Annotated in this window: 15 protein-coding genes; 4 read left to right on the top strand and 11 right to left on the bottom strand. The window is 61.4% G+C overall.

Annotated elements, in window-relative coordinates; genetic code table 11:
• Window positions 1-16: 16 nt before the first annotated feature.
• Entirely contained in the window at window positions 17-1,270 is a 1,254-nt protein-coding gene (locus tag DMZ65_RS05640) for a UbiH/UbiF/VisC/COQ6 family ubiquinone biosynthesis hydroxylase (protein WP_116597920.1), read from the top strand.
• Here the strand turns inward: DMZ65_RS05640 and DMZ65_RS05635 are convergent.
• The 7 genes from DMZ65_RS05635 to DMZ65_RS05605 all read right to left on the bottom strand — a co-directional run bounded on the left by DMZ65_RS05635 (window position 1,215) and on the right by DMZ65_RS05605 (window position 6,341).
• A complete protein-coding gene (locus DMZ65_RS05635) occupies window positions 1,215-1,616 on the bottom strand; it encodes a hypothetical protein (protein ID WP_157960568.1) in 402 nt (133 codons plus the stop codon). The genes DMZ65_RS05640 and DMZ65_RS05635 overlap by 56 nt on opposite strands.
• Before the next feature lie 161 nt (window positions 1,617-1,777).
• On the bottom strand, window positions 1,778-1,963 hold the full coding sequence (locus tag DMZ65_RS05630) for a Trm112 family protein (protein ID WP_116597918.1): 186 nt from the start codon (window positions 1,961-1,963) through the stop codon (window positions 1,778-1,780).
• Complete coding sequence (locus DMZ65_RS05625; protein WP_116597917.1) at window positions 1,960-2,601, bottom strand: LON peptidase substrate-binding domain-containing protein; 642 nt, start codon at window positions 2,599-2,601, stop codon at window positions 1,960-1,962. Before DMZ65_RS05625 ends, DMZ65_RS05630 begins: the two co-directional genes overlap by 4 nt.
• A gap of 27 nt (window positions 2,602-2,628) precedes the next feature.
• On the bottom strand, window positions 2,629-3,540 hold the full coding sequence (locus tag DMZ65_RS05620) for a thioredoxin family protein (RefSeq protein WP_116598143.1): 912 nt from the start codon (window positions 3,538-3,540) through the stop codon (window positions 2,629-2,631).
• Window positions 3,541-3,675: 135 nt separating this feature from the next.
• Window positions 3,676-4,464, bottom strand: a complete 789-nt coding sequence (locus DMZ65_RS05615; protein ID WP_116597916.1) for an exodeoxyribonuclease III — start codon at window positions 4,462-4,464, stop codon at window positions 3,676-3,678.
• A 157-nt stretch (window positions 4,465-4,621) separates the two neighbouring features.
• Window positions 4,622-5,428, bottom strand: a complete 807-nt coding sequence (locus DMZ65_RS05610) for a nucleotidyltransferase family protein (protein ID WP_116597915.1) — start codon at window positions 5,426-5,428, stop codon at window positions 4,622-4,624.
• Between the two features lie 226 nt (window positions 5,429-5,654).
• Window positions 5,655-6,341 (bottom strand): response regulator transcription factor, encoded by a 687-nt coding sequence (locus tag DMZ65_RS05605; protein ID WP_116597914.1) that lies wholly within the window; start codon window positions 6,339-6,341, stop codon window positions 5,655-5,657.
• A 173-nt stretch (window positions 6,342-6,514) separates the two neighbouring features.
• On the opposite strand from DMZ65_RS05605, the gene ribA reads away from it, so the two are divergent.
• Complete coding sequence (ribA, locus tag DMZ65_RS05600; protein WP_116597913.1) at window positions 6,515-7,600, top strand: GTP cyclohydrolase II; 1,086 nt, start codon at window positions 6,515-6,517, stop codon at window positions 7,598-7,600.
• Window positions 7,597-8,097: a L,D-transpeptidase family protein gene (locus DMZ65_RS05595; RefSeq protein WP_116597912.1), complete on the top strand. Its 501-nt coding sequence runs from the start codon at window positions 7,597-7,599 to the stop codon at window positions 8,095-8,097. Before ribA ends, DMZ65_RS05595 begins: the two co-directional genes overlap by 4 nt.
• 6 nt (window positions 8,098-8,103) lie before the next feature.
• Here DMZ65_RS05595 and DMZ65_RS05590 read toward each other — a convergent pair whose 3' ends face one another.
• The 3 genes from DMZ65_RS05590 to DMZ65_RS05580 form a co-directional block, all read right to left on the bottom strand.
• Window positions 8,104-8,757 carry a YggS family pyridoxal phosphate-dependent enzyme gene (locus DMZ65_RS05590; protein WP_116597911.1) on the bottom strand — a complete coding sequence of 218 codons (654 nt, stop codon included), beginning with the start codon at window positions 8,755-8,757 and terminating at the stop codon, window positions 8,104-8,106.
• Window positions 8,757-10,217: a tetratricopeptide repeat-containing sulfotransferase family protein gene (locus DMZ65_RS05585; protein ID WP_116597910.1), complete on the bottom strand. Its 1,461-nt coding sequence runs from the start codon at window positions 10,215-10,217 to the stop codon at window positions 8,757-8,759. The genes DMZ65_RS05590 and DMZ65_RS05585 overlap by 1 nt, the downstream gene beginning before the upstream one ends.
• 100 nt (window positions 10,218-10,317) lie before the next feature.
• Window positions 10,318-11,295 carry a porin gene (locus tag DMZ65_RS05580; protein ID WP_116597909.1) on the bottom strand — a complete coding sequence of 326 codons (978 nt, stop codon included), beginning with the start codon at window positions 11,293-11,295 and terminating at the stop codon, window positions 10,318-10,320.
• Window positions 11,296-11,578: 283 nt separating this feature from the next.
• Between DMZ65_RS05580 and DMZ65_RS05575 the strand changes: the two genes are divergently transcribed.
• Window positions 11,579-12,076, top strand: a complete 498-nt coding sequence (locus tag DMZ65_RS05575) for a DUF3576 domain-containing protein (RefSeq protein ID WP_084350511.1) — start codon at window positions 11,579-11,581, stop codon at window positions 12,074-12,076.
• 68 nt (window positions 12,077-12,144) lie between these two features.
• On the opposite strand, the gene DMZ65_RS05570 is transcribed toward DMZ65_RS05575, so the two are convergent.
• Window positions 12,145-13,548: an aspartate aminotransferase family protein gene (locus DMZ65_RS05570; RefSeq protein ID WP_116597908.1), complete on the bottom strand. Its 1,404-nt coding sequence runs from the start codon at window positions 13,546-13,548 to the stop codon at window positions 12,145-12,147.
• Window positions 13,549-13,565 lie beyond the last annotated feature (17 nt).

Here is a 13,565-nt window from a genome sequence, read left to right as displayed (position 1 = left end):
AGCGGCAGCGCGGCGCATGGACAATCCCGCGCCGCCGGCCATATTGGCAGGCATGAACGCTATATCCGATCTTCTCATCGTGGGCGGCGGGCTGAACGGCCCGGCACTTGCGCTTGCTGCCGGGCAGGCCGGCCTGTCCTCCACCGTCATCGACGCGATGCCGGTCGATACGGCCACGGCGCATGACTTTGACGGGCGATCCTACGCTCTGGCGCTGGCCTCGCAACGAATGCTGGCGCGGCTTGGGCTGTGGGACATGCTGAAGGATGATGTCCAGCCGATGCTGGAGATCAAGGTCAGCGACGGGCGCGCGGGCGAAGGTGCCGCCTTCCTCGGGCTGCATTTCGACCATTCCGAGATTGAAGAAGGCCCGATGGGCTACATGGTCGAGGATCGCTACCTGCGCCGCGCGTTGATGCAGGCCATGGAAGCGACGGACCTGATCCGCCACTTGCCCGACACCAGGGTGGCCGGACAGAAAACCGATGCGACGGGCGTTTCGGTGACGCTGGAGGGCGGCGAGGTCTTGCGCGGACGCATCCTGATCGGCGCCGATGGCAGGCAAAGCGGGACGGCCCGGCGCGCGGGCATCCGGCGTACCGGTTGGCGTTACGGGCAAACCGCGCTGGTCTGCGCCATCGCCCACGACCTTCCGCATCACGGCATCGCGCATCAGCTTTTCATGCCCTCTGGGCCGCTGGCGATCCTGCCGCTGACAGGCAACCGGTCCTCGATCGTCTGGAGCGAGAGCGACGATGCCGCAGCCCGGATCAACGCCCTGCCGGATGAGGATTATCTGACCGCCCTGCGCCCCCGGTTCGGGGATTTTCTGGGCGCAATCAGCCTTGCCGGGGACCGGTTTACCTACCCGCTGTCGCTGAGCCTTGCGAACAGCTTTGTCGCTGACCGGCTGGCACTGGTGGGCGATGCGGCGCATGGCGTGCATCCGATTGCGGGCCAGGGCTTGAACGCGGGCTTTCGTGACGTGGCCGCGCTGGCGCATGTGCTGACCCACGCGCAACGGCGTGGTGAGGACGTCGCGCAATCCGACGTTCTGGCGCGGTATCAGCAGTGGCGTCGTTTCGACACAGCCACGCTCGCCGGAGCCACGGACATCTTCAACAGGTTGTTTTCAAACGACAACCCGCTGCTGCGTGCGGGCCGGGATCTGGGCATGAAGGCGGTCCAGTCCGTCCCTGCCCTGCGCCGCGGCTTTATCCGAGAGGCGGCGGGGCTGACGGGCGACCTGCCAGACCTGATGCGCGGCTGAACAGCGCCGCTATCGCGAGTGCAGCCCCGATGAAAATCGTGATCCAACCGTAATACCATAACGCACCGGAAAACAGATCTTCGGCATAAGAGGCGGCAAACGCCATCTTGCCGCGTATTGCCATCACAAGACCCACGATCAGGATTGCAACCCCAGCCAACAAGGCGGCACCGCTGCGTTCTAGCCAGCCCAGAAGCATCGCGATCAGCGCACCGATCGGAGCACCGACCAGCGCCACCTGCACATCCCAGAACGGATGTGCGCCCAATACCTCTCCAAGGCCCAACCAAACCGTCAGGATGACTGCGAGAGCGCCGAAAAGAGCAGAAATAATAGGTCGATACATCGGGCAGCCCTCCTTTTCGCGCAGAGCTTAGCTTAGTCCCTGTCACAGCAAAAATCACCTTCAGGTGATGCAGATGAGATCTGCTCAAATCGCCTTGTAAACGGACCTGAATTGACGAAGATGCGCCCGGCACACGCGACGGATACACCGCTCGCCCCGGCCTAATCGTCCAGCTTGCGGGCTTCGTCCAGCAACATCACCGGGATACCGTTGCGAACCGGATAGGCAAGACCGGCATTGCGGGAGATCAATTCTTGCGCGTCCGGATCATAGACCAGCACGGCGTGGGTGTGCGGACAGACCAGCGCCTCCAGCATCCGGCGATCAAATTCAGGTGTCGCATTCATTGCATCAGATCCTCTCCGCCGCCGCGCAGGGCATATTCCAGAAGCGTTACCAATGTCTCGCGGCGCGTGGTCAGCGAGGGCGCTTCCAAAAGGGCCTGTTTATCTTCGGGGGCAAATTCCAGCAGCATCGACAAAGAGTTGATCAGCAGTTCGTCATCGGCCTCGGCCAGCGTGTCCCAATCGGCGGACAAGTCCCGCGTATCAAAATACCGACCCAACACTTTGAGAAAGCTGTCGCGGCAAAACGTGTCGTCCGGCACCGCATGGGCGGTCCGGTCCTGCTCGAAACCGTCCCAGGACACCTCACAGCGACGATACGGGGAAAACCCGTCCAACTCGCGCTTTATGCGGTAGCGAGACACGCCCGCCAGCGTGACCATGTAGCGCCCGTCCTCTGTTTCCGAAAACTGCGTCACCCGCCCCGCGCAGCCAATACTGTGCAGCGCGTCGTCGCCGTTTGGCGTGTCGAACGGTTGCACCATCCCGATCAGCCGCGACGGGGTCTTGAGCGAATCTTCCAGCATTTGCAGGTAACGCGGCTCGAAGATGTGCAGGGGCAATCTCGCACGCGGCAGCAAAAGCGCGCCCGGAAGCGGAAAAATCGGAATGGTGTCCGGAAGATCGACTTTGCAACTCATGTCGCTGAAACTAGCGTTGCGACACGATCAGGCAAATATCATCGAGCTCAGCTTGCGGCGTCCGTTCAAAACAACCGGATCGTTGGGCTTCAGTGCCTCGAAGATGGTGAAGAGTTGCGTCTTGGCAGCGCCGTCATTCCATTCGCGGTCCCGGCGGAAAATGTCCAGCAATTCGGCAACCGCCGCTTCCGCATCGCCATTGGCGTGCAACGCCAGGGCGAGATCAAACCGCGCCTGATGATCGTCCGGGTTTGCATCGACCTGCGCGCGCAATTCCGACACCGAGCCAGCATTCTCGGCCTGTTTCGCCAGTTCAAGCTGTGCATGGGCCGCCTCAAGTTCCGGTGCCTTGCTGATCTCGGCAGGCGCGCCGTTCAGCACGGCCTCTGCCTGTTCCAGATCCCCCGCCGCGATATGCGAACGGACCATGCCGCCATAGGCCGCGGCGTGGTTGGGGTCTTCGCCGAGAATTGCTCCGAATATCTGCGCGGCATCGGCAGCCGCGCCTTGTTCCAGCATTTCCTCTGCGGCGGTCAGCGCCTCGTCCAGCCCTCCGGACGCATCGCCGCCGCCTGCCTGCACGACACGTTCGACAAATGCCTTGATTTCGGATTCAGCGACCGCGCCCTGAAATCCGTCAATGGGCTGACCCTGCCAGAACGCGTAGACTGTGGGGATCGACTGAATGCGCATCTGACCGGCGATGCCCTGCGCCTCGTCGACATTGACCTTGGCCATCCGCACGGCACCCTTGGCGGCTGTCACCGCGGCTTCCAGCTGCGGCCCCATCGTTTTACAGGGGCCACACCAAGGTGCCCAGAAATCGACGATCACCGGTGTGGTCTGGCTGGCCTCGACAACCTTTGCCATGAAGTCGGCTTCGGTCACGTCCTCGATCAGCGTTGCATCAGCTTGCGGAGCGGCACCAAGTTCGATCATTTCCCAAGTTCCATATCTATCGCTTGCGTTGCGGTCTAGATGGCCCATGCCGACCCATGTTGCAAGGGGCGCGCCCTGTCCGGAGCAGCCTGACCCGAGCCATTACCTGCGAACAGCGCCCCGCGCCCGGCGCGATCACAGATCGAAAGTGGCAAAGACCGGCGCGTGATCCGAGGGCTTTTCCCACCCGCGCACATGGCGCAGCACACGGCTGGAATGGCCGGCATTGGCAATGTCGGACGTGGCCCAGACGTGATCCAGTCGGCGGCCCTTGTCGGCGGCATCCCAATCCTTGGCGCGGTAGGACCACCAACTGTAAAGCTGACCCTCGGGGATGTCCTGCCGGGTGATGTCCACCCAATTGCCCGCGTCCTGTGCCTGCGCCAGATGTTCGACCTCCACCGGTGTATGGCTGACGATCTTCAGAAGCTGCTTGTGGCTCCAGACATCATCTTCGCGCGGGGCGATGTTCAGATCGCCCACAAGGATCGACTTTTCCGGGCGGTCACCGTGGAACCAGTCGCGCATCTCGGTGAGGTAATCCAGCTTCTGGCCGAATTTCAGGTTCACCTCGCGGTCCGGCACGTCGCCACCGGCCGGCACATAAAAGTTGTGGATCGTCACGCCGTTTTCCAGCTTTGCCGAAACATGGCGCGCATGGCCCAGCCCGACAAAATCATGCCCGCCCACATCTTCGATCGGCAGCTTCGACAGGATCGCGACGCCGTTATAGCCCTTCTGCCCACGCGCCACGATATGCTCGTATCCAAGGGCGCGAAAGCCCTCCAGCGGGATCTTCTCGACCGGGCTTTTGCACTCTTGCAGGCACAGCACGTCCGGCGCTTCTTCCGCCAACAGCTTGCAGACGATGGGTTCGCGCAGGCGGACGGAGTTGATGTTCCATGTGGCCAGGGTGAAGGTCATCGGCAAGCTCCGGTTTGGGCGGCAATCGCGGCAGGTCAGGAAGCGCGACCTTGCCTGCATCAACGCCGGGGTGCAAGCCAGTCTACCGCGCGCCACGCCGTGTCACCTGCGCAAAGGGGCCACCTGACCCATCCGGCCCAAAGCCCGATTGCGCCCGTCACTCGGGATCGTAGGGACACTTGATCGACAAGGTTTCATTCAGCTTCGCCCAGGTGGCGGCTTCGAACTGTTCCGGCCATTCCACGCCCAAGTGCCGCGCCCATCTGCGCGCCCGCGGCAAATAGGCCTTCGCATAGGCCAGATGGCCCGCGATCATCGCCTCGCGGTTTGGAATCGCCGGCGGCAATGATGTCAAAAGCGCCTTCTGCTCATCGGTGATCAGGCGGTTGAGATGCAGCACACCGCCGCGATGCGGCGCGTTGGTTTCCGCGATCAGCAGATCGACCAGGAGGTTGCGCAAGTGAAAGATCCCAAGCACGCCGTTGATATATTCGCGGCGACCCTCCGCCAGATGCAAGAGGCCCAGAATGCGGATGAACTCCTCGATCTGGTATCTGACTTTACGCGGATCCGGACCTGTATTCGCCGCCGTCTCGGGCAACCCATCATAGAGCTGACCGGGATCAAAAAGCGGCTTCAGATTGCTTTGGGTATGCGCGCGCATCTGGTCAGGCTTGAGGATGATGACATCGGTGCGCGTCCAGTCTTCGGTGATGGCATTGATCAGCACCGGGACTGTCATCCGATCCCACCACAAAACAATATTTCCGGTCTTTTCAATGGCATCCCGCCAGACAGAGGCAACAGCGTCAGTCGCCCCCTCATCGGCGACCAGCACAAAATCGAGATCGCTGTAGGCGTCAGCCATTCCGGTCGCATAACTGCCGCTCAGAAACAGTGCCCGAATACCCGGAGCGTCTTTGATCGCGTCAACGATCCTATCAATAGCCTTTGCATGGTCCATTCTACGCAGCCCAATGGCGACCAAAATTCGTTATCAAATCATGTAGGTTCCGCCACAAGATACAACAGTGAATGCCGATGCCCCCGAACAAAAAAGACCCAGGCCGAAGCCCGGGTCAGTCCAACAGGGAGGTGCATGCGATAACCCGCACATGCAACGGGAGGTCTTATTCTCTATGGTTGTGTCGAACCCGACACAACGGCTGATATTAATATACTCTTTTTCCCTACGCAATCAATCTATAACCGCCTGATTCAGTCACCAGAAGGCGCGCATTGGAGGGCTCCGGCTCGATTTTCTGGCGCAACCGGTAGATGTGTGTCTCAAGCGTGTGTGTCGTCACGCCGGCATTATATCCCCAGACTTCGTGAAGCAACGTGTCGCGCGCCACCACCCCATCGTTGGAACGGTAGAGGAACTTGAGGATATTGGTCTCTTTCTCGGTCAGTCTGATCTTGCGGTCTTCATCCGTGATAAGCATCTTCATCGACGGTTTGAACGTATACGGCCCAAGCTGGAAAACCGCATCTTCGGATTGCTCGTGCTGCCGCAACTGGGCGCGAATACGGGCCAGAAGCACCGGAAACTTGAATGGCTTGGAAACGTAGTCATTGGCACCCGCGTCCAGCCCGAGGATGGTGTCAGAGTCGCTGTCATGGCCGGTCAGCATCAGGATCGGTGCCTTCACGCCTTGCTTGCGCATCAGGCGGCACAGCTCGCGCCCGTCAGTATCCGGAAGGCCCACGTCGAGCACGATCAGATCATATAGTTGCTCTTTGACACGGATCATCGCATCCGCGCCATTACCGGCTTCGAAAACCTCGAAATCCTCTGTCATCACAAGTTGTTCAGACAGCGCCTCGCGCAGATCTTCGTCATCATCGACCAGCAAAATGTTCTTGAGTTGTGCCACTTGGCGTCCTCCGTGTTCTGATTTCAAGATGTGTGCCGCCCCGGCGCAGGGCAAGATTTGCTGCAACCGCCTCACGTCCTCGTGTAAAGGAAGGGCCAAGTCCGCGAATATGTTTCAATTCCGGGGTAAATTCATTACATGCCAAAGCCATATTGCAACAATCGAGATCCCCCATGCCCTTCGCCCCCGACCCAAAGGAGATGTTGGCCCGCGCCCGCGCAGATCTGCGGATGGGCGTGCCGGTCGTTATGGACGGGCCGGCACCCGCATTGATTCTGGCGACCGAAACGCTGACACCCGAAAGACTGGCCTTTGCGCAAACGCTGGGGCCGGTTGATCTGGCGCTGACGGGGCGACGTGCGGCCACACTCAAGGCGCGTGCCTATGACGGGGATGTGGCGCGGGTGGCTTTGCCGAACAATGCGACGCTGGGCTGGGTGCGCGGACTTGCCGATCCGGCGGATGATCTGCGCAAGCCGATGAAGGGGCCGCTTGTGACCCGCCGGGATGGCGACGCCAGCCCCCACCGGCTGGCTGTGTTGCTGATAAAATCCGCGCAGTTGCTGCCGGCCGCGCTGGTCCTGTCCTTGGATGACGCGGGTGGCTTTGCGCAACAGCACGGGCTGACACGGCTTCAGGCCGCAAGCGTCGCGCCGCTGCTGCAAAGCCTCAGCCCCTTGTCAGAGGTTGTCGCCGCCCGCTTGCCGATCGCTGTGTCAGAGGCTGGCCGCCTGCATGTCTTCCGCCCCGAAGATGGCGGCGAGGAACATTACGCGATGGAGATCGGCAAACCCGCCCGCAATGCGCCTGTGCTTGCGCGTCTGCACTCGGCCTGCTTCACGGGCGACCTGATGGGCAGTCTGAAATGCGATTGCGGGCCGCAATTGCACGCCGCCCTTGCCCAGATGGGCACTAACGGCGCGGGTGTTCTGCTGTATCTCAACCAGGAGGGGCGCGGCATTGGTCTGGCCAACAAGATGCGCGCCTATTCGCTTCAGGATCAGGGTTTCGACACGGTCGAGGCCAATCACCGGCTGGGGTTCGAGGATGACGAACGCGATTTTCGCATCGGCGCGGATATTCTGAAAAAGCTGGGGTTTTCCTCTGTCCGGCTGCTGACCAACAACCCGGCGAAGATTGCAATAATGGAAAAGCACGGCATCCATGTGGCCGAACGGGTACCGCTACAGGTCGGAAAAACCGCACATAACGAAGCCTACCTCGCAACCAAGGCAACAAAATCCGGGCATCTGTTTTGACCGCGAACGATCTTGTCCTGACTCCGCAGGGTGTTCGTTTCATCGGCAGGATGTGGCCCTGCACAATAGGCCGTGGCGGCATCCGCGCGGACAAGCGCGAAGGTGACGGGGCCACACCCGTGGGCACCCACAGGATCACCGGGATCCTCTATCGTCCTGACCGGACTGCACCGCCATCGCCCTGGGCGCGTCCGATACGGCCCGGCGATCTTTGGTCCGATGACCCGGACCGGCCCGAGTATAACAGGCTCGTGCGTGCGCCTTATCCCCACAGCCACGAAAACCTGCGCCGCGCCGACCCGCTTTATGACCTGATCCTGCTGACCGATTGGAACTGGCCGGATGCAAAACCCGGTGCCGGATCCGCGATTTTCCTGCACAGATGGCGTCGCCCCGGTTATCCGACAGAAGGTTGCGTTGCGTTCCGGCCCGACCACCTGTGGCAGATCGCACGCCGGATCACGCCAGCAACCCGGCTGATCGTTCGGGCGCGATAAGTCCCGTCAGCCCGGCACACGTTCGCCAAAGATGGCCGAACCGACCCGGATATGGGTTGCCCCCAACGCGATTGCCTGCTCGAAATCCTCGCTCATCCCCATCGACAGGCCATCAAGCCCGTTGCGCGCGGCGATCTTCGCCAGCAATGAAAAATGCAGCGACGGTGCCTCGTCAACCGGCGGGATGCACATCAACCCACGCACCGGCAGATCCAGACCGCGGCACTCGTCGATGAACGCGTCCGCGTCGGCGGGCAGCACACCGGCCTTTTGCGGCTCTTCGCCGGTGTTGACCTGAAGGAACAGATCCGGGCAGCGCCCGATTTCCTGCGCGATCCGGGCGATCGTTTTGGCCAGCTTGGGCCGGTCGACCGAATGGATCGCCTCGAACAGCTCCATCGCCTGCCGGGTCTTGTTGCTTTGCAACGGCCCGATCAGATGCACCTGAACACCGTCAAACGCCTCACGGAACCCCGGCCATTTGCCCGCGGCTTCCTGCACCTTGTTCTCGCCAAACAGACGGTGCCCTTCATCCAACACAGCGCGCACCCGGTCGTCAGGCTGTACCTTGGACACGGCGATCAGCTTGACCGAGCCGGCCTCTCGTCCTGCATTCGCCTCGGCCTTGGCGATGTGCTCCTTGATTTCCGACAGTCCCATCACGGCTCCTTCATTGCGTCGATGAACGGGGCCAGTTCGGCCTCGTAGCGTTTCCAGGCGGCCGCTGATGTCTGGTAGATCGGCTGGCGCACCTGATGCAGGCTGAGCGTGCGAATATCGCCCGCGTGTTTGTGAAACTCAAGGCAGGCATCCTGCCAGTCCAGCCCGACCGCACCGATCAATGCGCGCGACTGGGTTTCTGGATCGGCGACAAGATCCTCGTATCGCACCTCATGGAACGCCCCCGGCATCCGGTCGCGCCAGAAGGCGATCACCCGGTGAAAAGTCTTCACATAATGCGCGATGTCCGGCAGCGAATTGGAATAGCGATGCACGCCATTTTCAAAGTAGTTGCGGTAGATCGACAGCGCCGCATCACGCGGATCACGATGCACGATGACAAACCGCGCGCCGGGAAGGGCGCGGCGCAGCAGACCCAGCACCAGATAGGGCTGGATCGACTTGTCGGTGACAATGCCACGATCCACGCCCACCATGCGCGTCACCGCATCGGCATATGTCCGGGCCAGCGCGGCCAGTTTGTCCGGCGCGATGTCGCGCAGCGGGGTCATGTCGCGCGGACCGCCGAACGCCTGAAAGGCCAGACGTGGGAACAGCGTCAGCTCGCCCCCTGCGATCACATCCGAATGGCTGGCGATGATCTGTTCGACCAGTGTTGTGCCAGAGCGCGGCATGCCGATCACGAAAATCGGCCGCAAGGTCGATGTGCCCTCCGGCGCTGACAGATCCGCCCCGTCCTGCGCAGACAGCAACGCATCGACGTCTTTGGTATATTCGGCGGGGCTGTAGGGAAAATACTTGCGTTGCAGCGCGTTGGCTGCGTCCAGATAGCCGAAAACTCTGTCGGGCTCGCCTGCCTCTGACAGCGCCTTGCCCAAGGCAAAGCCCAGATGCATCCGGCTTTCGTCGCTTTGGCCAGCATGTTTCCACGCTTTTTGCATATCCCGCAGCAGCGTGTCGCCACGGGTCAGCTTTTTGGTGCCAAGGAACACGCGGTACAGTTCGCCATCCAGCGGATGCGCTTTCAGCAGGCGGCGATAGATTTTCTCTGCCGCGTCGAATTCCCCCAGGCGTTGCAGATAGGCGGCCTTTTCGGCCTGCGGCTTTACCGCTTTGGGGGTCAGCGCGATCAGCCTGTCCAGCGCTGACAGCGCAGCGGCCCGGTGGCCCGCTGCCTGACTGGTCTGTGCCAGCGCTTGCAGGATCATCGGCTCACCCGGTTTCAGCGCATCGGCCTGGGCATACAGGGTCACGGCTTGTGCATGACTGCCCGCCGCTTCGGCGATCCGGGCCAGTTGAAACGGCAGTTCCGCCATCTTCGGCGCGGCTGCGCGCAAGGACTGGTACAGCGCCTTGGCCTCTGCCAACCGCCCGGCCGCGTGAAACTGCTTGGCCCGCTTGTACTGTTCGGAAATCTGCGCGCGGTTGATCGGGAACATCGGGGCCTCTTTTGCTGGCCCATGTGCTACTGCGCTGCGACACAAAAGAAAAGAGCGGGCACCAAGGCCCGCTCTTTCCGTAACCAAGATTGGCTTGAGCTTAGAAGCTCATTGCCAGACCCAGCGAGTAGGTGTCTGCGTCGAAGTCAACGCCACCGATTTCGGCTTCGGAGTCACCATAGCCGAACTGAGCTTCGATACCGCCGCCCAGGTCGTAGTTGGCGATCAGGCCCCAGCCTTTGGATGTGTCGCCGTCAACGCCAGCGACGTTGTCGAACTCACCGTAGTTCACAGCAACGGTCAGAGCGTTCATTGTGTAGCCGAACGCAACACCCCAGTGCTCCATGTCTTTCGCGCCAGGTGCTGTGAAGTTCATCGACGAGTAGTTGGCGATGGCAACGATGCCGTTGGCGAATGTGGTGTCGAGGCTGATACCCCAAACTTCGTCAGCAGGGTTGTCTTCGTCTGTGGTCTGGTAACCAAGACCAACACCCAGTGTCAGGCCAGCAAGCTCACCCGAATACTTGACACCCAGACCCCAGACAGGATCGTTGTTGCCGGAATCGTCGACTTCGGCCGACAGGTAACCGGTGAAGGCGTCGAAGCTGTAATCGAAACGTGCGATCTGGCCGTCATACATGCCGTCGAGGCCGGAGTTGCCGTTATAGCCGCCGTGCTCGTGGTTGTCGCCCAGCGAGTCGCCGATGATGGCTTCGTTCATTGCTGCGTCGAACGCACCGTCGGTGTCGCCCATGGTCAGCTTGGCGCCGCCATATGCAACAAACATTGTCGCGCCGCCGTGGGCGGTGTCGTCACGAGTTGCGCCGGATTCGGCACCACCAGTTGTGGCGTTGTTGTCGCCGATTTCTTCGTCCAGATCAACGGATGCACCGAAGGACAGACCGTTGTCTGCTTCGCCGGACATGCCGAAAGTCACGTCGATATCTGTGTGGAACTGGTCAGCGATACCGTCGCCGCCCATGATGCCCATTTCAGCGGAACCGGTCAGGTTGACGTCTGCAGCGGCGATGCCGGCAGTTGCGACCAGTGCCGTGGTAGCGAAAAGAATAGATTTCATAGTTTTCCCTCATGTGTTCGAAAGGCACGCATCAAACCGGCTTTCCGGTCTCGATGGATGATCTATGCTCCCGACGGGCGCTTGTTTGCAAGACATCCGGCTGGGGCAGTACCAACAAGCGTGTCAGTGATGCGCTTTTGTCACAAGAATTGCACCGACCGTCGGTCCGGCTCGGCAAAGGCCGTCCAAGCCCCCCCGCCTTATAAACAATCTGCGCCTTGTCGTGACGGGCGGCGGCAGGTATGGAAAGGTACAAGACGCCACGCGGGCAGGAGCACACTATATGGCATTCACGCGCTACGGACTGGCCATCGGCCTTATCGCCACGCTTGTTATGACAAGCGCGTGCAGCCGATCTGGCAGCCGCACCACTGTCGACACGCCTCCGGCAGATGAGATCCTGGATCAGAACATCTATGGGGATCGCGGGCGGCCACGCTCGACCATCTGGGATATTTTCAGGGGCCGTGACGATGTGGGTCAGGTTGGGGCAGTCAACAAATACATCTGGAATGCCTCGCTGGAGGTGCTGAACTTCCTGCCGGTGCAATCGGTCGATCCGTTCACCGGGGTGATCTCAACGGGGTATGGCACACCGCCGGGTGGCGGGCGTGCCTATCGCGCGACGATCTATGTCAGCGATCCCGCACTTGATGCGCGGTCGCTGAACGTGGCGCTGATGACGCGGTCCGGTCCGGCCAGCGCATCCACCGTGCGCGCGGTAGAGGATGCCATCCTGACCCGTGCGCGCCAGTTGCGCGGGCGCGACAGCCGCCTTTAGGACCGCCACGACATTTCACGACGCCACGAATCGGCCCGCAAATCTGCGGGCCGTTGTCGTTGCGAGGCTCAGTCTCGGGTGCCTGCCTTCATCAGCCCCTGATCCTTCAGCGCCGCATGGGTTTCACCCAGCGACTTGCGCGCGCGGTCCACCAGCGTGTCGATTTCCTCTTTCGAGATCACCAGCGGCGGCGAGATGATCATCCGGTCCCCGACATGGCGCATCACCAGATTGTTGGCAAAGCACCGTTCGCGGCAGATATAGCCCACCGTTCCGGCCTCGGCGGCAAAGGGCGCACGGGCGGATTTGTCCGGTGTCAGCGCGATAGAGGCCATCATGCCGATGATCTTCGCCTCGCCCACCAATGGATGGTCGGCCAGTGATTCCCAGGCAGCGCGCAGATGGGGGCCGATGTCCTCGGCCACGCGGGTGACGATGCCTTCCTCATCAAGGATGCGCAGATTCTCCAACGCGACTGCCGCGGCGACAGGATGGCCGGAATAGGTGTAGCCGTGGTTGAACTCTTCGCGGCCAATGACAGACGCAACCTCGTCACAGACAATCGACCCGCCGATCGGTTGATAGCCAGAGGACAGCCCCTTGGCGATGGTCATGATATGCGGCCGCCATCCGGCGGTTTGCGAGCCGAACCAGTTGCCGGTGCGACCAAATCCGCAGATCACCTCATCCGCGATCAGCAGGATGTCATGGTCGTCACAGATGCGCTGAATCTCGGGCCAGTAAGTCGCGGGCGGGATGATGACGCCGCCCGCGCCCTGCACCGGTTCGGCGATAAAGGCGGCAACCCGGTCGGCGCCCAGCGTTTCGATGGTTTGTTCCAGCTCGCGTGCGCGGGCGAGGCCGAACTCTTCGGGGCTTTGCGCGCCACCCTCGGACCACCAGTCGGGCTGGTTGATGTGGTGAATGTCCGGAATCGGCAAGCCACCCTGCGCGTGCATGCCCTTCATCCCGCCAAGGCTGCCCGACCCGACGGATGACCCGTGATAGCCGTTCCAGCGCGAAATGATGATATTCTTCTGCGGCTGACCTTTGATCTGCCAATAGGTTCGCGCCATGCGGATATTGGTATCGTTGGCCTCGGACCCCGATCCGGCAAAAAAGACGTGGTTCAGATCCCCCGGCGCGAGATCCGCCAGCCGCTGCGCCAGCGCGATGGCCGGCACATGCGTCGTCTGAAAGAACGTGTTGTAATAGGGCAATTCCCGCATCTGGCGCGCGGCAGCATCGGCCAGTTCGCTGCGGCCATAGCCGATATTCATGCACCAAAGCCCCGCCATCCCGTCAAGGATGCGGTTGCCGTCGCTATCGGTCAGCCAGACGCCATCGGCGCGGGTGATGATGCGCGCGCCCTTCTGCGTCAGCTCGTCATTGGTGGTGAAAGGATGCATGTGATGCGCGGCGTCCAGCGCCTGCAATTCTGCGGTCGGCATATGGTTGGAAATCTGGGGCATGGGACACCTGCGGATAA

Source organism: Primorskyibacter marinus (assembly GCF_003313245.1).
Taxonomy (GTDB): Bacteria; Pseudomonadota; Alphaproteobacteria; order Rhodobacterales; family Rhodobacteraceae; genus Primorskyibacter; species Primorskyibacter marinus.
This window is presented reverse-complemented; position numbering and strand designations above follow the sequence as displayed.

What these genes read in the sequence shown, in the direction of transcription:
- DMZ65_RS05640 (WP_116597920.1), top strand. Translation starts at nt 17, where the DNA reads ATGGACAATCCCGCGCCGCCGGCCATATTGGCAGGCATGAACGCTATA.
- DMZ65_RS05635 (WP_157960568.1), bottom strand. Translation starts at nt 1,616, where the DNA reads ATGTATCGACCTATTATTTCTGCTCTTTTCGGCGCTCTCGCAGTCATC.
- DMZ65_RS05630 (WP_116597918.1), bottom strand. Translation starts at nt 1,963, where the DNA reads ATGAATGCGACACCTGAATTTGATCGCCGGATGCTGGAGGCGCTGGTC.
- DMZ65_RS05625 (WP_116597917.1), bottom strand. Translation starts at nt 2,601, where the DNA reads ATGAGTTGCAAAGTCGATCTTCCGGACACCATTCCGATTTTTCCGCTT.
- DMZ65_RS05620 (WP_116598143.1), bottom strand. Translation starts at nt 3,540, where the DNA reads ATGATCGAACTTGGTGCCGCTCCGCAAGCTGATGCAACGCTGATCGAG.
- DMZ65_RS05615 (WP_116597916.1), bottom strand. Translation starts at nt 4,464, where the DNA reads ATGACCTTCACCCTGGCCACATGGAACATCAACTCCGTCCGCCTGCGC.
- DMZ65_RS05610 (WP_116597915.1), bottom strand. Translation starts at nt 5,428, where the DNA reads ATGGACCATGCAAAGGCTATTGATAGGATCGTTGACGCGATCAAAGAC.
- ribA (WP_116597913.1), top strand. Translation starts at nt 6,515, where the DNA reads ATGCCCTTCGCCCCCGACCCAAAGGAGATGTTGGCCCGCGCCCGCGCA.
- DMZ65_RS05590 (WP_116597911.1), bottom strand. Translation starts at nt 8,757, where the DNA reads ATGGGACTGTCGGAAATCAAGGAGCACATCGCCAAGGCCGAGGCGAAT.
- DMZ65_RS05585 (WP_116597910.1), bottom strand. Translation starts at nt 10,217, where the DNA reads ATGTTCCCGATCAACCGCGCGCAGATTTCCGAACAGTACAAGCGGGCC.
- DMZ65_RS05580 (WP_116597909.1), bottom strand. Translation starts at nt 11,295, where the DNA reads ATGAAATCTATTCTTTTCGCTACCACGGCACTGGTCGCAACTGCCGGC.
- DMZ65_RS05575 (WP_084350511.1), top strand. Translation starts at nt 11,579, where the DNA reads ATGGCATTCACGCGCTACGGACTGGCCATCGGCCTTATCGCCACGCTT.
- DMZ65_RS05570 (WP_116597908.1), bottom strand. Translation starts at nt 13,548, where the DNA reads ATGCCCCAGATTTCCAACCATATGCCGACCGCAGAATTGCAGGCGCTG.